This is a genomic window from Rhizobium sp. FG113 (assembly GCF_057809895.1).
In genome coordinates this window covers 346663-366938 of record NZ_JBMDKV010000002.1, presented here as the reverse complement: position 1 = coordinate 366938, position 20276 = coordinate 346663, and the positions used below count along the sequence as shown (strand labels likewise).

20 protein-coding genes are annotated in these 20276 nt (G+C 63.8%); 11 read left to right on the top strand and 9 right to left on the bottom strand.

Annotated features, from left to right (window positions below; translation table 11 throughout):
• Positions 1-43: 43 nt before the first annotated feature.
• Entirely contained in the window at positions 44-1255 is a 1212-nt protein-coding gene (coaBC, locus tag ACODTZ_RS08940; RefSeq protein ID WP_489025215.1) for a bifunctional phosphopantothenoylcysteine decarboxylase/phosphopantothenate--cysteine ligase CoaBC, read from the top strand.
• Here coaBC and ACODTZ_RS08935 read toward each other — a convergent pair.
• Complete coding sequence (locus ACODTZ_RS08935) at positions 1242-2051, bottom strand: class II glutamine amidotransferase (RefSeq protein WP_489025213.1); 810 nt, start codon at positions 2049-2051, stop codon at positions 1242-1244. The two genes, coaBC and ACODTZ_RS08935, sit on opposite strands and share 14 nt — an antisense overlap.
• A gap of 849 nt (positions 2052-2900) precedes the next feature.
• On the opposite strand from ACODTZ_RS08935, the gene ACODTZ_RS08930 reads away from it, so the two are divergent.
• From ACODTZ_RS08930 to otsA, 5 genes are all read left to right on the top strand, one after another.
• Positions 2901-3578, top strand: a complete 678-nt coding sequence (locus ACODTZ_RS08930) for a FadR/GntR family transcriptional regulator (RefSeq protein ID WP_489025211.1) — start codon at positions 2901-2903, stop codon at positions 3576-3578.
• Positions 3575-4870: a CynX/NimT family MFS transporter gene (locus tag ACODTZ_RS08925; protein WP_489025210.1), complete on the top strand. Its 1296-nt coding sequence runs from the start codon at positions 3575-3577 to the stop codon at positions 4868-4870. Before ACODTZ_RS08930 ends, ACODTZ_RS08925 begins: the two co-directional genes overlap by 4 nt.
• Positions 4871-4952: 82 nt before the next feature.
• On the top strand, positions 4953-6482 hold the full coding sequence (locus ACODTZ_RS08920) for a S10 family peptidase (RefSeq protein WP_489025208.1): 1530 nt from the start codon (positions 4953-4955) through the stop codon (positions 6480-6482).
• Between the two features lie 90 nt (positions 6483-6572).
• Complete coding sequence (gene otsB, locus ACODTZ_RS08915; protein WP_489025206.1) at positions 6573-7370, top strand: trehalose-phosphatase; 798 nt, start codon at positions 6573-6575, stop codon at positions 7368-7370.
• A 58-nt stretch (positions 7371-7428) separates the two neighbouring features.
• A complete protein-coding gene (otsA, locus tag ACODTZ_RS08910) occupies positions 7429-8805 on the top strand; it encodes an alpha,alpha-trehalose-phosphate synthase (UDP-forming) (protein ID WP_489025204.1) in 1377 nt (458 codons plus the stop codon).
• A gap of 26 nt (positions 8806-8831) precedes the next feature.
• On the opposite strand, the gene ACODTZ_RS08905 is transcribed toward otsA, so the two are convergent.
• Entirely contained in the window at positions 8832-9731 is a 900-nt protein-coding gene (locus ACODTZ_RS08905) for a choline sulfate utilization transcriptional regulator (RefSeq protein WP_489025202.1), read from the bottom strand.
• Between the two features lie 99 nt (positions 9732-9830).
• Here ACODTZ_RS08905 and choX point away from each other — a divergent pair, with 99 nt between their 5' ends.
• From choX to ACODTZ_RS08890, 3 genes are read left to right on the top strand one after another with little or no spacing between them, the layout of a single operon-like run.
• On the top strand, positions 9831-10781 hold the full coding sequence (gene choX / locus ACODTZ_RS08900; protein ID WP_489025200.1) for a choline ABC transporter substrate-binding protein: 951 nt from the start codon (positions 9831-9833) through the stop codon (positions 10779-10781).
• Positions 10782-10804: 23 nt separating this feature from the next.
• On the top strand, positions 10805-12319 hold the full coding sequence (gene betC / locus ACODTZ_RS08895) for a choline-sulfatase (protein ID WP_489025198.1): 1515 nt from the start codon (positions 10805-10807) through the stop codon (positions 12317-12319).
• A gap of 57 nt (positions 12320-12376) precedes the next feature.
• Positions 12377-12586: a TOBE domain-containing protein gene (locus tag ACODTZ_RS08890; RefSeq protein WP_018898137.1), complete on the top strand. Its 210-nt coding sequence runs from the start codon at positions 12377-12379 to the stop codon at positions 12584-12586.
• A 28-nt stretch (positions 12587-12614) separates the two neighbouring features.
• Here the strand turns inward: ACODTZ_RS08890 and ACODTZ_RS08885 are convergent, their stop codons facing one another.
• The 6 genes from ACODTZ_RS08885 to ACODTZ_RS08860 all read right to left on the bottom strand — a co-directional run bounded on the left by ACODTZ_RS08885 (position 12615) and on the right by ACODTZ_RS08860 (position 18352).
• Positions 12615-12902 carry a putative quinol monooxygenase gene (locus tag ACODTZ_RS08885; RefSeq protein WP_489025196.1) on the bottom strand — a complete coding sequence of 96 codons (288 nt, stop codon included), beginning with the start codon at positions 12900-12902 and terminating at the stop codon, positions 12615-12617.
• A gap of 346 nt (positions 12903-13248) precedes the next feature.
• The gene (gene tsaA, locus ACODTZ_RS08880) at positions 13249-13773 is read right to left on the bottom strand and encodes a tRNA (N6-threonylcarbamoyladenosine(37)-N6)-methyltransferase TrmO (RefSeq protein WP_489025194.1); all 525 of its coding nucleotides are present in this window, start codon (positions 13771-13773) and stop codon (positions 13249-13251) included.
• Positions 13773-14558, bottom strand: coding sequence for an ABC transporter ATP-binding protein (locus ACODTZ_RS08875; protein WP_489025192.1), 786 nt, complete (start codon positions 14556-14558; stop codon positions 13773-13775). Before ACODTZ_RS08875 ends, tsaA begins: the two co-directional genes overlap by 1 nt.
• A 10-nt stretch (positions 14559-14568) precedes the next feature.
• Positions 14569-15600, bottom strand: coding sequence for a FecCD family ABC transporter permease (locus ACODTZ_RS08870; RefSeq protein ID WP_489025190.1), 1032 nt, complete (start codon positions 15598-15600; stop codon positions 14569-14571).
• Positions 15597-16634: an iron ABC transporter substrate-binding protein gene (locus tag ACODTZ_RS08865; RefSeq protein WP_489025189.1), complete on the bottom strand. Its 1038-nt coding sequence runs from the start codon at positions 16632-16634 to the stop codon at positions 15597-15599. Before ACODTZ_RS08865 ends, ACODTZ_RS08870 begins: the two co-directional genes overlap by 4 nt.
• A gap of 134 nt (positions 16635-16768) precedes the next feature.
• A complete protein-coding gene (locus ACODTZ_RS08860) occupies positions 16769-18352 on the bottom strand; it encodes a peptide chain release factor 3 (protein WP_489025187.1) in 1584 nt (527 codons plus the stop codon).
• A gap of 90 nt (positions 18353-18442) precedes the next feature.
• Between ACODTZ_RS08860 and dut the strand changes: the two genes are divergently transcribed.
• Both dut and ACODTZ_RS08850 read left to right on the top strand, forming a co-directional pair.
• The gene (gene dut, locus ACODTZ_RS08855; protein WP_112535768.1) at positions 18443-18913 is read left to right on the top strand and encodes a dUTP diphosphatase; all 471 of its coding nucleotides are present in this window, start codon (positions 18443-18445) and stop codon (positions 18911-18913) included.
• Positions 18913-19812, top strand: coding sequence for a GNAT family N-acetyltransferase (locus ACODTZ_RS08850; RefSeq protein WP_489025185.1), 900 nt, complete (start codon positions 18913-18915; stop codon positions 19810-19812). The genes dut and ACODTZ_RS08850 overlap by 1 nt, the downstream gene beginning before the upstream one ends.
• Before the next feature lie 4 nt (positions 19813-19816).
• On the opposite strand, the gene ACODTZ_RS08845 is transcribed toward ACODTZ_RS08850, so the two are convergent.
• Positions 19817-20275 (bottom strand): Lrp/AsnC family transcriptional regulator, encoded by a 459-nt coding sequence (locus ACODTZ_RS08845; RefSeq protein WP_489025183.1) that lies wholly within the window; start codon positions 20273-20275, stop codon positions 19817-19819.
• Position 20276 lies beyond the last annotated feature (1 nt).

The following is a 20276-nucleotide window of genomic DNA, read 5'->3' as shown; positions in this document are numbered from 1 at the left end:
AGGCTTAGGGTTTACCCAGTAAATTCCAGGTTGGATAGAAGGCATGGTTCTCAGCGGCAAACGCATCCTCCTCATCATCTCCGGCGGCATCGCGGCCTATAAGAGCCTCGATCTGATCCGGCGCCTTCGCGAGCGCGGAGCCTCGGTTCGGCCGGTGATGACAGCGGGCGCGCAGCAGTTCGTAACACCGCTTGCCGTCGGAGCGCTCGCCGCCGACCATGTGTTCACCGATCTCTTTTCACGGCAGGACGAGCAGGATGTCGGTCATATCAGGCTGGCGCGCGATTGCGACCTCGTGCTGGTGGCGCCTGTGACCGCCGACCTGATGGCGAAGATGGCGAACGGGCTTGCCGACGATCTCGCCTCGACGGTGCTGCTCGCCACCGACCGCCCGGTGCTTCTGGCGCCGGCGATGAACCCACATATGTGGAACAACGCCGCGACCAAGCGGAACGTCGCAACGCTCCATAGCGACGGTGTCCATTTCATCGGGCCGATGGCCGGCGAGATGGCGGAAAGCCGCGAGGCGGGCGTGGGCCGCATGGCCGAACCGCTGGATATCGTCGCCGCGGCGGAGCGATTGCTCGACACCAACCCTAAGCCGCTTGCGGGGCGCAAGGCAATCGTCACATCGGGTCCGACGCATGAGCCGATCGATCCGGTGCGCTATATCGCCAACCGCTCATCCGGCCGGCAGGGCCACGCGATCGCGTCGGCGCTCGCAAGGCTTGGCGCGGATGTGACGCTGGTTTCCGGCCCGGTGACGATCGCCGATCCCGCCGGTGTGAAGACCATTCACGTCGAACGCGCCGAGGAGATGCGCGACGCTGTGCTGACCGCGCTGCCGGCCGATATCGCGATAATGGTCGCAGCCGTGGCCGACTGGCGCGTGGCATCCGCTTCCGATCAGAAGATCAAGAAGCATCCCGGAGAGTCCATTCCGACGCTGGCGCTGACCGAAAACCCCGATATCCTTAAGACGATCGGGCATCACACGCTGCGGCCGAAGCTCGTGGTCGGCTTTGCCGCCGAGACGCAGGATATCGACAGCAACGCGAAGGCGAAGCTGGAGCGCAAGGGCGCCGACATGATCGTCGCCAACGACGTCTCGCCGGCAACCGGCATCATGGGTGGGGTGCGCAACCGCGTGAAGATCGTCACGCGAGATGGCATCGATCAATGGCCCGACATGGCCAAGGAGGATGTCGCGATGAAGCTTGCGGAGCTGATCGCCGAACGGCTCAGGCGGGGATAGCGACGAGCGCGGGTTTGGCAGGTGCTGCGACCGGCTGGAACGGCGTGACGTCAAGGCCTTTGCCGGTCAGCGTGACGGCGCTGCCATCGGGAATTTCCGCCCAGGCATCGACATCGTCGTTGAGCGGCTCGGAGACGAGGCAATAGCCTTTGCCCACTGGAGACGCATAGAGCGTCGGCGCCTTGCGATCGGTCGCATAGCGGATGGCATAGAGCGCATTGCCATCGGAAAAGGCTGCGGTGTAGCGCACCAGTGTTGAGCCGAGGATGTTCTCCGAGAGCCCCTCGACGAAGCGGATCATTTCCGACATGGCGGCGATCGGCGTCTGGCGCAGGCCGAACTGGAGCGCGAGCAGAAACATCAACTCGGAATCGGTGGTGCCGCCGCGCGCATTGAAGAGATCATCATCGAGCATCGCCTCCATCGACCGGCGCAGCCGCTCGAAGCCCGTTATCTGGCCGTTGTGCATGAAGGACCAGTTGGCGAAAACGAAGGGATGGCAGTTGTCGCGCCGCGTGCCGCCGCCGGTCGCGGCCCGGACATGGGCGAGAAACAACGGCGAGCGGATCTGCCGTGCGATGCTTTTCAGGTTGCAATCCGACCAGGCCGGAAGCGTGTCGCGGTAGCGGCCAGGCTCGGGGTGATCGCCATACCACGCGATGCCGAAACCGTCTCCATTCGTCGCCGTTTTGGCGCGGGTGGCGCAGTGGGATTGTTCGATCAGGGAGTGCGCAGGCGACGAGACAAGCTCCTCAAGATAGAGGGGTTCTCCGCGATAGGCTGCCCAGCGACACATGCTATTCACTCCGCAACCCGCCCTTATCGTGGCGGGACAATGCTGAAACGCATCGACGATTGTCGAATCCGATGGTTAATAAGAACTAAACAAGCATGTGGCTTGCAAGGCGAACATGACGTTTTTCTGACATTGACGGCGATCAACTTCGGCAATGCAGCATTTTGTTTTGTGAACGGGGTTGTGGAGCGGCCTGCGCGAACCGGGCGCGGACCACCAGCACTGCGTGCGGTGTCTTGATGAAAATGAGGGAATGGCTTATATTCAAGGAGTGGGAGGCAGGTTGGCGCCTGCCTCCCACTTGTTCAGGCTATGATATTGACCCGGACCTCTAGCGACCAGCTGGTCCGGGTTTTTCTTACCCTAAACGTGATGCTAAGTGGAAACCACATAGCTCACCTCCTTGTGAGAGGGCGAGGCCGATCGCCGCGGTCGGGGTTGCCCATCTTCCCCGATCCCGCCGGCTGGCGCGACGGACGCTGCTTTGCCACTCACGGCGCAAGCAATATCATCCATTGGTTGCAATCTCCATTACCACCAAATTAGGCCTTGCATCCCGCTGAAATGCTCTTACCTTTCTTCTATCGGAAACAGAAAGAAAGGAAGGTGATCCAATGTCTAATGAGATTTCGGACCTCGTAACGGGCTTGGAAGTGGTGATGAAGGCGAGGCAGCCCTCGCTCTAAAACCCGCCTTCCTGGGATCGCCATAGCGGTCCGGCCGGTTTTACAGGCCAAAACTCATGGAAAGGGTCGCTAGCGCGGCCCTTTTTCCGTTTCAAGTCGCTAATTGACCAAAGGTAATTCCATCGCTATTCATAAAGTCATCAGATGACTTTATGGGGCACCTATGCAGCCGCTTTCGAAAACCAATCTTGCGGAAACCGCGACAGAGGCGATCCGCGCCGATATCCTTGCCAAGCGCTGGGCCGTGGGTGACAAGCTGCCCAACGAGGCGGCGCTGTCCGCAATGCTCTCCGTCAGCCGAGGAACGGTGCGCGAGGCCGTGCGGGTGCTCGTCTCGCAAGGCCTGCTCGAGACACGGCAGGGGTCGGGCACCTATGTGCTTTCGACCACCGACACCGCATTGCCGCTCACCATGGCGCGTCGCGCCGGGCTTCGCGATCTCTTCGAGGCGCGATGCGCGCTCGATGTCGAGGCCGCGAGATTGGCGGCGCTGCGCCACACGCCGCAGACGATCACGACGCTGCGCAAGCTGCTTGAAAGCCGCGGCAATTTCGACGGCGGCGACAAGGCAGCCTTCATCGATCGCGATCTTGCTTTCCACAAGGCGGTGATCGCCGCTTCCCAAAACCGCGCGATGATCGAAATCTACGACTTCTTTTCCGCCTCGATCGCCGAGACCATCGAGGCGACCCTGGGCGAGGATATTCCCGAGCCCGACATGCAGGCCCACGCCGCCATCATCGACGCGATCGCCACCGGCGACGCCGAAAAAGCGGATGCGGCGGTGCGCGCCTTCATGGCTCCCGTAATTACAGCTCTCGACCGGATGATCCTTTCATGACTACGCCTTTGCAAGACACCGCCCATCTTTACGATCACGCCGAGGAGCAGCTGATCGATGCGGAAGCAGACAGTGTGCCGCAACCGCAGCCACCAATGGGAACGAGCGCAACGGGGCGGTTCGTGCTCGGCGCCAGCCTCGTGCTGATCGCGTTCAACCTGCGGCCGCTGTTTTCCAGCGCCTCGACGCTGCTGCCCGAAATTCGCAGCGAGCTTGGACTGTCGGCGCTTGGCACCAGCCTGCTCACGACTTTGCCTGTTATCTGCCTCGGCGCCTTTTCGCCGCTGGCCCCGAAGCTCGCGCAACGCATCGGCGCCGAGCGGACGTTGCTCGGCGTGCTCTTGCTGTTGGCGCTCGGAACGGCACTGCGCGGCCTTTCCTCCATCCCGCTTCTGTTTATCGGTTCGGCGCTTGCCGGCGCCTGCATTGCCGTCGGCAATGTTCTGCTGCCCGGTCTGGTGAAACGTGATTTTGCTGATCGTGCGGCGCTGATGACGGGTTTCTATACGATGGCGCTCTGCGCGGGTGCGGCCGGCGCTGCCGGATTTACGCTGCCGCTAGAGCGCGCTTTCGGCGGCTCGATGGCGGCGGCACTGGCGATCTGGGCGCTTCCCGCGCTCGTGGTCGGCCTGATCTGGCTGCCGCAGGTGCTGTCGACGAAAGCACAGGTGAAGCGCAGCGGTTTCTCCGTCGAGGGGTTGTGGCGGGACAGGCTTGCATGGCAGGTCACGCTGTTCATGGGCCTACAGTCGGCGCTCGCTTACTGCGTCTTCGGCTGGCTGGTGCCGATCCTGCGCGAGCGCGGCATGGATGGCGTCACGGCCGGCGCGATCGTTTCCGTGTCGGTGATGGTGCAGGCGGCCTCGTGCCTGGTCGCGCCGCAGATCGCGGTGCGCGGCAAGGATCAGCGGGTGATCAACGCGGCGCTTTGCGGCATTGCCGTGGTCGCTTTGCTGGGTCTGCTCTTCGCGCCGCTTTCGACAGTCTGGCTCTGGGCGGTGCTTCAGGGGATCGGTCAGGGCGGGCTGATCGCGGCGGCGATGACGACGATCGTGCTGCGCTCGCGCGATCCGCATGTGGCGGCGCATCTTTCCGGCATGGCGCAATGCGTCGGCTATCTGCTCGCCGCCATCGGCCCACTCGTCGTTGGCCTTATCCGCGGCTGGACCAGGAGCTTTGCCTGGTGCGCGGTGCTGTTCGTGGCGCTCGGAGCGGGGGCCGCCATCAATGGCTGGAACGCCGGGCGGGCGATGCATGTGAATGCGCGAACGGTCGAGAAAGCCGCCGATTGAGGCCTTCACCATCTGTTGATGCCATTTGCGGCGGCGCCGATGCTAGGCTCCGCGCAAAGATGGCATCCGCGGAGGAACAGTCGTGCGTTTTCGATCCATTGTCCTGGCCACCATCCTGGCCACCGGGCTCACCGCCGCACTTGGCCCATCCCTGACCTATGCGCAAGACGCCGCGCGACCATCCGCTGGATCGCGCGAGGGCGTGCTCAAGCTGCTGCCGGCGGATTCCGTTACCGAGCATGAGATCACTCTCGATGGCCGCAAGCTCGCCTATACCGCGACGGCCGGAACGCTCGACATGTTCGGCCAGGATGGCGCGCAGACGGCGGCAATCTTCTATACCGCTTACGTCAAGAAGGATGGCGGGGCCAACCGGCCGCTGACCTTCGCCTTCAACGGTGGCCCGGGCGCTGCCTCAGCCTTCCTGCATCTCGGCCTCGTCGGTCCGCGCATCGTCGACTTCGGACCGAAGGGCGATGACGGCGCGGAAGCCAGGCTGGTCGATAACCCGAACAGCTGGCTCGATTTCACCGACCTCGTGCTGATCGACCCTGTTGGTACCGGCTGGAGCCGGACAGTGAAACCCGACGACGCCACCAAATACTACAATGTGAATGCCGACGCCGAGAGCGTGGCCAAGGCGATCGCGCTTTATGTCACGCACAACAACAGGGCTTCCTCGCCAAAATATCTGCTCGGCGAGAGCTATGGCGGGTTCCGGGCGGCGAAGGTCGCGAGCGCGCTCAAGGATACGCAGGGCATCATCGTCTCGGGCGCGGTGATGCTGTCGCCGCTCCTCGAGGGACAGCTGATGTTCGGCGCCGACGAATTCGCGCTCGGCGCGGCGCTGGAACTGCCGTCGCTGGCGGCAGCTCAGATGGATCGGCAAAAGGCATTCGACGAGACGAAACAGCGCGAAGCCGAGCGGTTCGCGCTCGGCGACTATCTGACGACGCTGGCAGGCGCGGCGCCCACGGGCGATGCGGCAAAGGCGTTCTATTCCAAGCTTTCTGATCTGACGGGTATCCCCGTGGATGTGGTCGAAAAGAACCGTGGCTTTCTTGGCAACGCCTTTGCCAAGGAGATCGGTAAGAGCGACGGGCTGGTTGCGAGCCCCTATGACGCCGCCTTCACCACGCCCGATGCCTTTCCCGAGACCGCCGACGCAAGGGGGGACGATGCCATTCTTGACGGTTTCACCCGTGCTTATGGCGGCGCTTTTTCCGACTACGCCCGCAACGAGCTCGGCTTCAAGACGGAGATTACCTACTCGCTGCTCGACAGCGACATAAACCGTCAGTGGGAATGGGGTCGTCGGGGTGGTGGGTCGCGCCTGCAGGCAAGCGTGACCGGCGATATCAGGCAGTTTCTCGCCGCCGTTCCAAGCTTCCGTTTGCTGATCGCGCATGGCTATAGCGATCTCGTGACGCCCTATGGCGTCAGCCGCTATGTCGTCGACCATCTGCCGGCTTCGCTTGCCGCTAACCGGGTGGGTCTGAAGGTCTATCAGGGCGGGCACATGTTCTACACACGCAGCGATCAGGGCGCTTTGTTCACGCGCGACGCGAAGGCCTTTTATGCGGCCAATGCCCCTGTGACGCCAGGAGATTGAGCGGCTGCGAACGCCTGCGCGCAGCCCTGCGAAGAGACCACGATGACTTTTTAGGGTTGCCATCGGGCCTTGCTGCCACATTTAGACCACATGTCCTATCCAGCGCAGCCATCCCGAACCCTGAAGCCGCAGCAGGTTTCCGGGACCTCGTTTCTGTTCAATCTGCTCCGGTCCTCGGCCGCCGATTGGGCGCTGTTTCTCGATATCGACGGCACCTTGATCGATCTCGCCGACACGCCCGATGGCATTGTCGTGCCCCCTGCCCTGCCGCAGCAACTCGATCAGCTGTCGCGCAAGCTCGGCGGCGCCGTGGCGCTGGTAACCGGGCGGGCGCTGCCCTACGCCGACAAGCTCTTTACCCCCTACCAGTTTCCCATCGCCGGCCTGCATGGGGCGCAACTGCGCCGCGCGGACGGGCGGATCGAGCAGGCCGAGCCGACAGCGCAATTCGAGAAACTGAAGGAGGAACTGCGCAAGGAAACGTCAGGCTTCGATGGCGTGCTGATCGAGGACAAGGGGGCCGCGGTTGCCGCCCACTATCGGCTCGCGCCGCAGCGACAGGCCGAACTCGAGCCTCTGATGGAGACATTTCTCGCCAAGGCCGGCGAGAACTGGACGCTGCAGCGCGGCAAGATGGTGCTCGAAATTCGTCCCGCCAGCGCCGACAAGGGGCATGCGGTGGAGACCTTTCTCTCCGAACCGCCGTTTGCGGGCCGCCGCCCGATCGCCATTGGCGACGACATCACCGACGAGGCGATGTTCCATGTCGCCAACCGGCTGGGCGGACATTCGATCCGCGTCGGAACACCACTCTCCGGCACGGCGGCGCAACTGACACTGCCGACAGCCGTCGCCCTGCGGGAACTCATCGCGCATCTCGCCGTTTGATGATCGCGACCTATCGATTGCCATTTTTGCGTACTGCCGTTTTTGAAAGGAATATTGCGTGAGCCGTCTTGTCATCGTTTCCAACCGTGTGCCCGTTCCCGAAAAGGGCGGAGCGGCAGCGGCGGCCGGCGGGCTTGCCGTGGCCCTGCAGGCAGCACTCCAGCAGCGCGGCGGCATCTGGATGGGCTGGTCGGGCAAGTCGAGCGGCGACGCTGAGCCAGGCCCGTTGCAGATCAGCGAGGATGGCCGGATCACCTATGCGCTGACGGATCTGACCGAAAAGGATGTCGAGGAGTATTACTTCGGCTTTGCCAACCGCGTGCTCTGGCCGATCTGCCATTACCGGCTCGATCTGGCGGAATACGGCCGTAAGGAGATGACGGGCTATTTCCGCGTCAACCGCTTCTTCGCGCACCGCCTTGCGCCGATGCTCGAACCAGACGACACGATCTGGATTCACGACTACCACCTGATTCCGCTTGCCGCCGAGCTGCGGCAGATGGGGGTGAAGAACCGCATCGGCTTCTTCCACCACATTCCCTGGCCGCCGGCCGACGTGCTCTTCACCATGCCGGTGCATGAGGAGATCATGCGCGGGCTTGCCGCCTACGATCTCGTCGGCTTCCAGACGGACCACGATCTCGAGAACTTCGCCGGCTGCCTGCGTCGCGAGGAGATGGGCGATGCGCTAGGCGACGGCCGCTTCAACTCCGGCGACAAGATCTTCAAGGGCGGCGCCTATGGCATCGGCATCGAGACAGAAGCCTTCGCCAAGTTCGCGCGCAAGGCCGTCAGCCACGCGATGGTTCACAAGGCGAAGGAGAGCATCATCGGCCGCGACCTGATCATCGGCGTCGACCGGCTCGATTACTCCAAGGGGCTGACGCAGCGTATCGACGCATTCGAGCGCTTCGTGCTCAACAACCCTGCCCACCAGCGCAATGTGACCTATCTGCAGGTGACGCCGAAATCGCGCTCGGAGGTGCCGGAATACGAGCAGATGCAGCGCACGGTCGCCGAACAGGCGGGCCGGGTGAACGGGGCGCTCGGCACCGTGGATTGGGTGCCGATCCGCTATATCAACCGCTCGCTGAGCCGGCCGATCCTGGCCGGGCTTTATCGGCTTGCGCGCGTGGGCCTCGTGACGCCGCTGCGCGACGGGATGAATCTCGTCGCCAAGGAATATGTGGCGGCGCAGGATCCCGAGAATCCGGGCGTTCTCGTGCTGTCGCGCTTCGCGGGTGCCGCCCGGGAACTGAAGGGCGCTCTTCTGGTCAACCCTTATGACATAGAGGGGACCGCCAACGCGATAGCGCGGGCGCTCAACATGTCGCTCGAGGAGCGGAAGGAGCGCTGGCAGCGGATGATGGACTATCTCACGGTCCACGACGTGTCGCGCTGGTGCGACGACTTCCTGCAGGATCTGGCCGCCTGACCTTCTACCGATTGAAAATAGGGATGTCAGAGACCGGCTTCGGCCAGCATCCAGGCGCCGAGTTCGTCGCTCCCGGGCGTGCGGCTTTTCGGCTGCAGCAGAAAATAGCCGCGATCCGGCGCTTCCAGCGTCGGGCCGGCGAGAGAAAGAATGCCGGTCGAAAGCAGCGTGTCGACCAGGCCCATCCAGCCGAGTGCCAGCCCCTGTTCGCCGAGCGCTGCCTGCACCACCAGCGAATAGGTGTTGAAGCTGAGATCGCCCTGCCCGGCAAAGGCCTCGCGCCCGACGCCGAGTTCGGCGAAATAGCTGCGCCAGTCGAACCAGGGCGATGGCGCCGCCGTGTCGAGGTGGATCAGCCTTTTGCGGGCGAGATCGGCGGGCGTCTCAAAGGGGCCGTTGCGTTCGATGAAGCCGGGGCTGCAGACGGGCGCCACCTTTTCCGGCAGCAGCAGCTTCGCGTCGCGGCCAAATTCGGCGCGGGTGCCGAAAACGACGGAGACGTCGCCCTCGCCCGAACGATGCCGCTCCATGCGCTGCGTGGCGATGATCTGGATATCCGTATCCGGATGGACCAGCCGAAACGCGTGCATGCGCGGGATCAGCCAGAGCGCGGAAAAGGCGTAGTCCGTATGCAGGCGTATCGACGGGCGCTCCTTTTCGCTGCGCAGCCTGCGGGTCAGCTGGTCGATCTCATCGACGCTTTTTGCAACGAGATCGAAAAGCCGCTGCCCCTCGGGCGTGAGCTCGACGCCGCGATGCTGGCGCTTCAACAAGGTCACGCCGATCTGCTCTTCCAGCCTGCGGATCTGATAGCTGACGGCTGGCTGGGTGAGGCCGAGCGCGCCGGCTGCGGCCGACAGGCTGCCGGCGCCGCCGATCTCCGCGAAAATGCGCATCCACCCCAGATCGATCGGCCGCTCTGCCATAAAAAATCCTGTTGGGAACCATCGAAAAAAGGCGCCTTCACAGGGACGATGCTAGTGTTGTTCAATAAAACTATCAAATGACAAAAAAGGGGAAATGAGATGACAGCAGTTTCCATGATCCGCCGTCTTGCCGCCGGCGTTGTATTTTCCGCTCTGGCCGTTGGGTCGGCCGCTGCCGCCGACGATGCGTCGTGCAAGACGATCCGCATGTCCGATCCGGGCTGGACCGATATCACCGCCACCAATGGCGTCACCTCCGTGATCCTGACGGCGCTCGGCTATGAGCCCGACGTGAAGACGCTCTCGGTTCCGATCGGCTACCAGTCGATGAAGAACGGCGAGATCGACGTCTTCCTCGGCAACTGGATGCCGGCGCAGAAATCCTTCATCGACGACCTCAATGCCGCCAAGGCGGTCGAGGTGATGAACAAGAACCTCGAGGGCGCGAAATTCACGCTCGCCGTTCCGACCTATGTGGCCGACAAGGGCATCAAGGATTTCGCCGACCTGCAGAAGCATGGCGACGAGTTCGGCAAGCAGATCTACGGCATCGAGCCGGGTGCGCCTGCCAACGGCAACATCCAGAAGATGATCGACGCCAACGACTTCGGCCTCAAGGACTGGAAGCTGGTGGAATCCGGCGAGCAGGCGATGCTGGCGCAGGTCGAGCGCGCGTCCAAGGACAAGGGCGCCGTGGTGTTCCTCGCCTGGGCGCCGCATCCGATGAACGAGAAGTTCCAGATCACCTATCTCTCCGGCGGCGATGCCTATTTCGGCGCGAACTTCGGCGGCGCCGAGATTTATACGCTGGCCCGCACCGGCTGGTCGGCGAAATGCCGGAACGCGGCCGCGTTCATGAAGAACCTGAAGTTCGACATCAGCATGGAAAACTCGCTGATGGGCTCGATCCTCGGCGGCGAGGACCCGAAGGCAGCGGCAACCGCATGGCTGAAGGCCAATCCGACGGCCGTCGACCCGTGGCTGTCAGGCGTCACGACGCTTGACGGCAAGCCCGCCGCGGATGCAGTCAAGACTTCCCTCGGCCTCTGATACTTCAAGGACACTAGAACAGCATGTCGCGCCCGAATTTTCTCATCCTGATGGTCGACCAGTATAACGGGACGCTGTTTCCCGATGGACCGGCCGAGTTTCTTCACGCGCCGCATCTGAAAGCCCTGGCGAAGCGCTCCGTGCGCTTTGCCAACACCTATACGGCAAGCCCGCTCTGCGCGCCGGCGCGGGCTTCCTTCATGTCCGGACAGTTGCCGAGCCGCACCCGCGTCTACGACAACGCCGCCGAATTCGCCTCCGATATCCCGACATTTGCGCATCACCTGCGTGCGGCCGGTTATCACACAGCACTTTCGGGCAAGATGCACTTCGTCGGTCCCGACCAGCTGCACGGCTTCGAGGAGCGGCTGACGACGGATATCTACCCTGCCGACTTCGGCTGGACGCCCGACTATACCAAGCCCGGCGAGCGCATCGACTGGTGGTACCACAATCTCGGCTCGGTGACGGGCGCGGGCGTGGCCGAAATCACCAACCAGATGGAATATGACGACGAGGTCGCCTACAACGCGACCCGCAAGCTCTACGACCTCTCGCGCCGGCAGGACGATCGCCCCTGGTGCCTGACGGTGAGTTTCACGCATCCGCACGACCCCTATGTGGCGCGCCGCAAGTTCTGGGATCTCTATGAGGATTGCCCTCACCTGGACCCTGAAGTCGGCACCATCCCGTTCGAGGAGCAGGACCAGCATTCGCAGCGGCTCTTGAAGGCCTGTGACTACGACGCCTTCGAGATCACCCCCGAGCAGGTGCGCAATGCGCGGCGCGGCTATTTCGCCAACATCTCCTATATCGACGAGAAGGTCGGCGAGCTCATCGACGTTCTCGAGCGCGGGCGCATGGCGGAGGATACCGTCATCCTCTTCGTTTCCGACCATGGCGACATGCTGGGCGAGCGTGGCCTGTGGTTCAAGATGTGCTTCTTCGACGGTTCCGCGCGCGTGCCGCTGGCAATCGCAGCCCCCGGCTGGGAGCCGAAGCTCATCAGCCAGCCGGTCTCGACGCTCGACGTGACGCCGACGCTGGCGGCGCTTGCCGGCATCGACATCACCAAGCTCAAGCCCTGGACCGACGGCGAGGATTTGACGCCGCTTGCCAAGGGAACAGGCACGCGCGGGCCGGTGCCGATGGAATATGCAGCCGAGGGCTCGATCGCACCGCTGGTCGGGCTGCGCGACGGCAAGTTCAAGCTGACGCTCTGCAACAAGGATGCGCCGATGCTCTTCGATCTCGACGCGGACCCGAAGGAATTGAAGAACCTCGCCACCGATCCTGCCTATGCCGACACGCTGGCGCATCTGACCGCACAGGCGGAGAAGCGCTGGAACCTTGCAAGCTTCGACGCCGCCGTGCGCGAGAGCCAGGCGCGGCGCTGGGTGGTCTACGAGGCGTTGCGCAACGGCGCTTACTATCCCTGGGACTACCAGCCGCTGCAGCGCGCCTCGGAGCGCTACATGCGCAATCACATGGACTTGAACGTGCTGGAAGAAAACCAGCGCTATCCGCGCGGCGAGTAAGATTGCCGTTTCGGTGGCGAATCGCTAAGTTCCGCCACCGAAACAAGGAGAACTCTCATGAAAATCAGCGCACGCAACCGCCTCAAGGGCAAGGTCGTCGAAATCACGCTTGGCGCCACGACGGCGCATGTGCGTATCGATATCGGGGGCGGCTCTATCGTGACGTCGTCGATCACCAACGAGGCTGTCAAGGAACTCGGGCTGACCGTCGGCTCCGACGCCTATGCCGTGGTCAAGGCTTCCGACGTGATGGTCGCCGTCGACTGACGGTCAACGGCGACATTGTGTCGATACCTCAGGCGTAGACCTTGAGGTTATGCAGCTTCAGCGGCTCGGCCAGGATGTCCTTGTGGAGTTCCACGAGTGCTTTCAGGTAGGGCTGCTCGAAATGCGCGGTCAGGGCCTCCTGGTCGCGCCAGCTTTCGCGGATGAAGAATGTGCCGGGCGCATCCGTGTCCTCATGGACGACAAACTGGATGCAGCCTTCCTCGCGACGGGTCGGCTCGACGACGGCGAGCGTCGCTTCACGCAGCTTGTCCTCGCTGCCGGGCTTTGCACGGAAGGCGGCAATGACTTCGATCATATTGATTGCTCCTAATCGATAAAACAGCGGCCACCCATGCTGGAGGGCGAGGCGGGCCGTGGGACGATAGCTACCGTTCGGATGCCATCGGGACAATGACGGATGGGCGGCAAAGCGTTCACAATGGCGATAGGTCGCAGGGGTGGTGGTGGCAGGACTCGGCTTCTCCGCAGGCAATGGCTGGCGGTGTGCCGTGTGGCCCCCTCATCGCCTCGCTGTCGCTCCGGCACTTCTCCCCGCTGGGGAGAAGAGACTCGTGGCGGGCGGCTTGCCGTCATCCCCTTCTCCCCCGTGGGGAGAAGGTGGCGGCAGCCGGATGAGGGGGCCGCGGGCGCGACGTCAGCGATCACGCCTTCAGGCAATAATGCGCCGTGCCCTCGTCTCCGGTCTGGAAATCGCCGGGCTGCGGCGGGGCGATCGGTTTGAAGAGGGTGCGATCCGGTTTCAGGTCGAGCAGCGGCGTGCCGTCGAGGCAATCCATGCCGCGCACCAGAAGTGTCGATCCCTCCACGGCTTCCAGCTTGACGATGGAGGTTCCGATCGGGTTGGGGCGGACGGGGGAGCGGAGCGAGAAGGTGCCGTGCACCTTGCCCGAATTGGCCGGGCTCTGGAGCACGAGATCGCGGCGCGAGCGATCCAGCCAATAGAGGATTTCCAGCCGCTCGAAAGCCTCGACGCCCTGCAACGCCTGCGCCCAGGGCTCGAATATCTCGATCCGGCAGATCGGCCCGTCATGCCGCCCCTGGCGCGGGGTTTCCATGCGGGAGGTCCACGGCGTGCGGATGCGGCCGATGAAGACCAGGCCGGCATCGGTCGCAGCCGGGACATCAACCGCCACTTCGTTTTTCCGGATTTCGTTTTCGCGCACCATCAATCTTCTCCCGTATCCAGGCGTGGCGAACAGACGGGAGCATTGCCGCCCGGCAGAACGCCCATGACCACATCGACATCATAAAGCTGCTTGATCCGCTGCGGCGTCAACACCGTTTGCGGCGGCCCGAGCCCGGCGAGCTTGCCTTCGTGCAGCAGGGCCACCCGATCGGCGACCATGAAGACATGGTCGGGATTGTGGGTGGAAAGCACGATCGACATGCCCTCCCGCGCCAGCCGGCGGATATGCGAGAGCACGCGCATCTGGTTGCCGTAATCAAGGCTCGCGGTCGGCTCGTCCATGACGAGAATGCCCGGCTGCTGCGCCAGCGCGCGGGCGATCAACACCATCTGCCGCTCGCCGCCGGATATCTCCGTATACGGGCGATCGGCCAGATGCGTCATTCCGAGCCGGACAAGCGCCTCGTCGGCAATCGCGCGATCCGTGGCGCCGGGGGCGGAGAAGGGCGACAGGTGCGCCGCGCGGCCCATCAAGACCACGTCGCGCACGGTGAAGGGAAAGAGTGCGGCATGCGCCTGCGGAACATGGCCGATGCGCTTGGCGCGATCGGCCCGGCTGAGCGAGGTGAGCGGCACGCCGTCGAGGACGATCTCGCCCGCCTGCACCGGCAGCAGGCCGAGCATGGTCTTGAACAGCGTCGTCTTGCCGGCGCCGTTCGGCCCGAGCAGCGCCAAAACCTCGCCCCTCGCAAGCGTCAGCGTGACACCCTGGCCGACCGTGCGGGCGCCATAGCCGAAGGCGAGGTTGCGGAGTTCCAGCGTCATGACTTATCCCTCATGACCAGCCCCTTTTGCCTGACGCGAGCAGGAACAGGAAAAACGGCGCGCCAACCACCGCCGTCAGGATGCCGAGCGGGATCTCGATCATCGCGATGCTACGGGCCAGCGTATCGACGACAAGCAGATAGGCCCCGCCGAGCAGGATGGAGGCGGGCAGCAGCCGACGGAAATCGGGTCCAACAAGCAGCCGTGCGACATGTGGAATAACGAGGCCGATCCAGCCGATGATGCCGGCGATCGAGACGGAAGCGGCGGTGATCAGCGTCGCTCCTGTTATCAATGCCAGCCTTGTTAGCCGGGTATCTATACCGAGCGTACGCGCCTCCTCGTCGCCCAGGGTCATGACGTTCATGCGCCAGCGCAACAGGACGAGCGGAACAAGGCCGAGGATGATCGCCGGCAGGATGGAGCCGACATCGGCACGGCTCACGGCCGTCAGGCTGCCGAGCAGCCAGTAGGTAATGGCGGGCAGCTGGTCATAGGGATCGGCGAGGATCTTGATAAGCGAGATGCCGGCGCCGACCAGAGCGCCGATCGCCACGCCGGCCAGAACCAGCGTCAGCACCGGATCGCGACCGCGCACGGCTGCACCCACGGCATAGACCGCGCCGACGGCAAGAAGGCCGCCGCAGAAGCTCATGAGCTGGATGATCGCAACCGGCATTTCCATGAAGATCGCCAGTACCGCTCCGAGGCTGGCGCCGACGGAGACGCCCAGAATATCCGGCGAGACCAGCGGATTGCGAAACAGGCCCTGATAGGTGGCACCGGCCGCCGACAGCGCCGCGCCAATCAGCAGCGCGGCGGCGACCCTCGGCAGGCGAACGTTCCAGATCACGGTCTGCTGAATCGGATCGATATCGGATGGCGTGCCGGTGATGCCGGCCGCCAGTGCCCGCAGAATGGACGAGGGCGGGACTGTATATTTGCCGATCGCCATGGAGAGCACCGCCAGCAGCAGCACGAGCGCAGCCCCGAAAACGATCAGTTTCCAGCTTCCGCCGGCGGTTTGCCTATCCTTGCTCATTTCGACGACGGTAGCGCGCCTTTCAGCAGCGTGTCGAGATCGGCATCGCTCACATCCACCTGATAGAACAGCTTGAAGAATGCCCGCACGTCGGCTTTCAGATCGCCATCGAAGCTTTGAGGATAGAGCAGCGTCTCCAGCCAGCGGATGCCGATCAGGCGGTTGATGCCGGGCGGAGAATCGAACCAGCCGAAGGGCAGCGCGGGCGCGGTGAACACCTTGCCGCTCTTTACCGCCTCGACACTTGCCCAGGACGGATCGCTCTTCACGGCCTGGGCGAACTTGGGCGAGGCCGCGAGGATGATATCGGGGTTCCAGCCGAGAACCTGTTCCAGCGACACGTTGGTGAGCCCGCCCTTGCCGGCGGCGGCCGCAACATTGTCGGCGCCGGCCGCCTCCGGCATCTCCATGTTGATGGAGCCTGACAGGCCGGTCTCAAGGCCTTCAGGACCGCGCCCGTAATAGACCCTTGGGCGCTTGTCCGAGGGAAGCTTTGCCAAGCCGTCGTGAAGGGTCTTCAGCGTCGTCTCGGCATAGGTGGCCAGCTCCTGCGCACGCGGCGCGACGCCGAGCAGGTCGCCGACCTCTCGCAGCGTCTGCGGCGTCTTCTCGAAGCTGCCGTCGATCAGCACATAGGGAATGCCGGTCTGCTGCTGCACCTTGTCGGCCAGCGAGACATAGGTCGGGTTGACGGTGCCGACATCGATGATGAGATCGGGCTTGGCGGCGATCACCGCCTCCATATTGGCGGTGCCGCCCTGCCCCGTCAGCCGGCCATAGGTGGGCAGGTTCTGCACCGATGGCGCCAGGAACTGCTTCTCCTCCGCGCTCGGCTCACGCACCCAGCCGGTGAGCTTGTCCGGCGCCAGCACATAGACCAGAACCGAGGCCGGCGGTCCCGCTGTCAGCACGCGGGTGACGTGATCGGGAATCTCCACCGTGCGGCCGCCCGCATCGGTGAACGGGCGGGCGAAGGCGCCGGTGCTGTAGAGCGTTAGAAGGGCGGCAAGGATGGTGCTGGCGAGTTTGAGCATGGTGGCTTCCCGATGAAATCGGAGCCACTATGTCATGACGCTATATCCGATGGAATATGGCGAAACGCAGTCAGTCGCGCCGCTTCCCCGTGATAACGCAGGCGTGACCGGATCACGCCGGCATCACGCCGACATCACGCCGCCTTGGCGACGTGATATTCCTTGATCGCGACCATCTTGATCGCGGGGAAGCGTTCGGATTCGTAGCGCAGCGAGAAGCTGTCCTGCGCCAGGAAGACCGGGTCGCCGTCGAGGTCGCGGGCGATGTCGCCGCGCTTGACGTTCAGGAACTTGTCAAGCTCGGCCGGCTGGTCCGACGAGATCCAGCGGCAGACGGAGAAGCGCGACATTTCGAACGAGACCGGCAGCGTGTATTCGGCCGACAGGCGTTCCTTCAGAACGTCCAGCTGCAGGGCGCCGACGACGCCAACGATAGCCGGCGAACCATCTTCCGGGGAGAAGAGCTGCACGACGCCCTCTTCGGCCATCTGCTGCAGGGCTTCCTTGAGCTTCTTCGCCTTCATCGCATCTTCAAGGCGCACGCGGCGCAGGATTTCCGGCGAGAAGTTCGGCACGCCCTGGAAGACCAGCGCCTCGCCTTCGGTCAGCGTATCGCCGATCCTGAGCGTTCCGTGGTTCGGGATGCCGACGACGTCGCCGGCGAAGGCGGTGTCGGCCAGCTGACGCTGCGAGGCGAAGAAGAACTGCGGCGCCGTGAGGCCGAGCTGCTTGCCAGTGCGGGCGAGGCGCGCCTTCATGCCGCGCTCCAGCTTGCCGGAGCAGATGCGGGCAAAGGCGATGCGGTCGCGGTGGTTGGGGTCCATGTTGGCCTGGATCTTGAAGACGAAGGCCGTCATCTTGTCTTCGGCGGCATGCACGGTTCTGATATCGGCGACCTGGTCGCGCGGCGGCGGCGCGAATTCGCCGAGCGCGTTGATGAGATCGCGGACGCCGAAATTGCGCAGCGCCGAGCCGAAGAAGACAGGCGTCAGGTGGCCTTCGAGGAAGGCCTTGCGGTCGAACGGGCGGCAGGCCTCGATGGCCAGTTCCGTCTCGTCGACGAAGGCCGAGCGCTCGTTGTCCGGCAGACGGTCGGCGACGGCCTGCGGGCCGTTGACCTTGGTGGGCGTCACTTCCGTATCCGAGCCGCGCACCGTGTTGTCGGCAAGGTGATAGGAGCCGCAGAAGGTCTTGGAGCGACCGATCGGCCAGGTGACCGGAGCGGTATCCAGCGCCAGCTTCTCCTCGACCTCATCCAGGATCTCGAAGGGATCGCGGCTTTCGCGGTCCATCTTGTTGATGAAGGTGATGATCGGAATGTCGCGCATGCGGCAGACTTCGAAGAGCTTCAGCGTTCTGGGCTCGATACCCTTGGCGGCGTCGATGACCATGACGGCGGCATCCACCGCCGTCAGCGTGCGGTAGGTATCGTCGGCGAAGTCTTCGTGGCCTGGCGTGTCGAGAATGTTGAAGACATTGCCTTCGTACTCGAAGGTCATCACCGAGGTGACGACCGAGATGCCACGCTCGCGCTCGATCTTCATCCAGTCCGACCGGGTCTGGATGCGATCCTTCTTCGCCTTGACTTCGCCGGCGAGCTGAATCGCGCCGCCGAACAGCAGCAGCTTTTCGGTCAGCGTCGTCTTGCCCGCGTCCGGGTGGGCGATAATAGCGAATGTGCGGCGGCGGGAAACCGCCTCGGCGAGACTTTCGGCCATGCTATGAATCCTGTGGAGTTGCGGCGTATCTAGCGATTTAGGCGCCGCTTTGCAATTGACCTTGGCCCTGCGGGGGCAAAGTAATGGCGCATGACCATTCACACAGATACCCGCCCGACCCTCAATCTCCTGCGTCTGCCCCATGGCGAAGGCATCGAGCTGCCTGCCTATGAAACCAAGGGCGCCGCCGGCATGGACCTGCGCGCCGCCGTCGACGACGGGGCGCCGATGGTGCTTGCATCAGGCAAGCGGGCGCTGGTGCCGACGGGGCTGATCTTCGAAATCCCCGAGGGCTTCGAAGGCCAGATCCGTCCGCGCTCCGGCCTCGCCTTCAAGAACGGCATCACCTGCCTCAACACCCCGGGCACGATCGACAGCGATTATCGCGGCGAAGTGAAGGTGCTGCTGATCAATCTCGGCGAGGAGCCGTTCGAGATCACCCGCGGCATGCGCATCGCGCAGATGGTGATCGCGCCGGTGACCCAGGCGCGCGTCGCCGAGATCACCGAGGCGAGCACGACGGCGCGCGGCGCCGGCGGCTTCGGCTCCACGGGCGTGTGATGGAAAAGGCGACCGATAGTTCCGGCCTCACCTTCCGGCAGGACTATTTCGCCGACGACAAGGCCTGGGCGGCGCTGGTGTCGCTTCTCTCTGATACATTCGGCATCGATCTCGACCCGCTGAAGCGCCTCGGCGGCGCCGATCCCACCAGCATGCCCTTGGGCTGGTTCGACGAGACCGGTCTGCTGGCCGCCAATCTCTCGGCCTTCGCCATGCCTATCGTCATCAACGGCCGCAAAATCAACGCTGCCGGCCTGCAATCGGGCGCCGTGCGGCCGCCCTGGCGCGGGCGCGGGCTTTATCGCGACGTGACCCGAAAGGCGCTCGACTGGTGCGGGACCCAAGGCTTCGAGACGATCGTGCTCTATACGGACAAGCCTGATCTCTACACGCCCTATGGTTTTCGCTCGCTGCCGATGCATCTTCATGCCGGCGCGGCGCCTGAGCCCGTTATGAGCGCCCAGCCGGCGCGGACGCTCGACCCGTGGAAGCCTCAGGATCTCGCGCTGCTGCAGCGGGCGTTGAAATCCCGCACGCCGGTTTCCGACGCTCTGGCGGTCTGCGAGAGCGCGGCGATGTTCCTGATCAACACGCAGTTCGATCCGGATGTGCGGCTGAGCTGGTTTGAAGACCGGCAGGCGGTGATTGCCTGGAAGGTGGGGGACGACAACACATTCGTGCTATCGGATGTGATTGCCGCAACCATCCCGCCGCTTGAGGCCATTCTCGGAGGCCTCGGGATTGCGCCGCTAGCAGTCGAGGTTCTGTTTTCGCCGGACAGGCTCGGCTGGCAGGGCGAGGCGCGGGCGCTTGACGGCGGCACTGAGTTCATGATCCGCACCGATGCCGACATCAGCCTTGAGCGGCCGGCGATGCTTTCGCCGATGGCGGATTTCTAGGCTTTCAGCTCAGCGGCGGCAGGCGGCGTTTTACAGGCGAGGCCTTCACCATCGACGTGCTGGTCTCGGCCTTTTCCGCGACCTTGTCGAGGATCGTGTCCAGCTGCGCCATGGAGCGGACGACGAGGCGGGCGACGAAGCAATCATCGCCGGTGACCTTGTCGCATTCGACGAACTCCGGCGTCTCCTGGATGATCCGCTCCACCACATGTAGCTGCCCCGGCAGCGGCCGGACGCGGACGATCGCCTGCAGGGGATAGCCGAGGGCCGCGGGATCGATATTGACGGTGAAGGCGGAAATGACGCCGCGCTCCTCCAGCCGGCGCAGGCGCTCGCCGGCGCTGGGCGAAGAAAGGCCGGCGGCCTGCGCCAGCTCCTTCAGCGACATGCGCGCATCGGCGGCCAGCGCCTCGAGAATGCGGCGGTCGATATCGTCGAGATCATTGTTAGGTTGAACGCTCATT

Coding starts and splice junctions, on each gene's coding strand:
- coaBC (WP_489025215.1), top strand. CDS start 44: ATGGTTCTCAGCGGCAAACGCATCCTCCTCATCATCTCCGGCGGCATC.
- ACODTZ_RS08935 (WP_489025213.1), bottom strand. CDS start 2,051: ATGTGTCGCTGGGCAGCCTATCGCGGAGAACCCCTCTATCTTGAGGAG.
- ACODTZ_RS08930 (WP_489025211.1), top strand. CDS start 2,901: ATGCAGCCGCTTTCGAAAACCAATCTTGCGGAAACCGCGACAGAGGCG.
- ACODTZ_RS08925 (WP_489025210.1), top strand. CDS start 3,575: ATGACTACGCCTTTGCAAGACACCGCCCATCTTTACGATCACGCCGAG.
- otsB (WP_489025206.1), top strand. CDS start 6,573: ATGTCCTATCCAGCGCAGCCATCCCGAACCCTGAAGCCGCAGCAGGTT.
- ACODTZ_RS08905 (WP_489025202.1), bottom strand. CDS start 9,731: ATGGCAGAGCGGCCGATCGATCTGGGGTGGATGCGCATTTTCGCGGAG.
- choX (WP_489025200.1), top strand. CDS start 9,831: ATGACAGCAGTTTCCATGATCCGCCGTCTTGCCGCCGGCGTTGTATTT.
- betC (WP_489025198.1), top strand. CDS start 10,805: ATGTCGCGCCCGAATTTTCTCATCCTGATGGTCGACCAGTATAACGGG.
- ACODTZ_RS08890 (WP_018898137.1), top strand. CDS start 12,377: ATGAAAATCAGCGCACGCAACCGCCTCAAGGGCAAGGTCGTCGAAATC.
- ACODTZ_RS08885 (WP_489025196.1), bottom strand. CDS start 12,902: ATGATCGAAGTCATTGCCGCCTTCCGTGCAAAGCCCGGCAGCGAGGAC.
- tsaA (WP_489025194.1), bottom strand. CDS start 13,773: ATGGTGCGCGAAAACGAAATCCGGAAAAACGAAGTGGCGGTTGATGTC.
- ACODTZ_RS08875 (WP_489025192.1), bottom strand. CDS start 14,558: ATGACGCTGGAACTCCGCAACCTCGCCTTCGGCTATGGCGCCCGCACG.
- ACODTZ_RS08870 (WP_489025190.1), bottom strand. CDS start 15,600: ATGAGCAAGGATAGGCAAACCGCCGGCGGAAGCTGGAAACTGATCGTT.
- ACODTZ_RS08865 (WP_489025189.1), bottom strand. CDS start 16,634: ATGCTCAAACTCGCCAGCACCATCCTTGCCGCCCTTCTAACGCTCTAC.
- ACODTZ_RS08860 (WP_489025187.1), bottom strand. CDS start 18,352: ATGGCCGAAAGTCTCGCCGAGGCGGTTTCCCGCCGCCGCACATTCGCT.
- dut (WP_112535768.1), top strand. CDS start 18,443: ATGACCATTCACACAGATACCCGCCCGACCCTCAATCTCCTGCGTCTG.
- ACODTZ_RS08850 (WP_489025185.1), top strand. CDS start 18,913: ATGGAAAAGGCGACCGATAGTTCCGGCCTCACCTTCCGGCAGGACTAT.
- ACODTZ_RS08845 (WP_489025183.1), bottom strand. CDS start 20,275: ATGAGCGTTCAACCTAACAATGATCTCGACGATATCGACCGCCGCATT.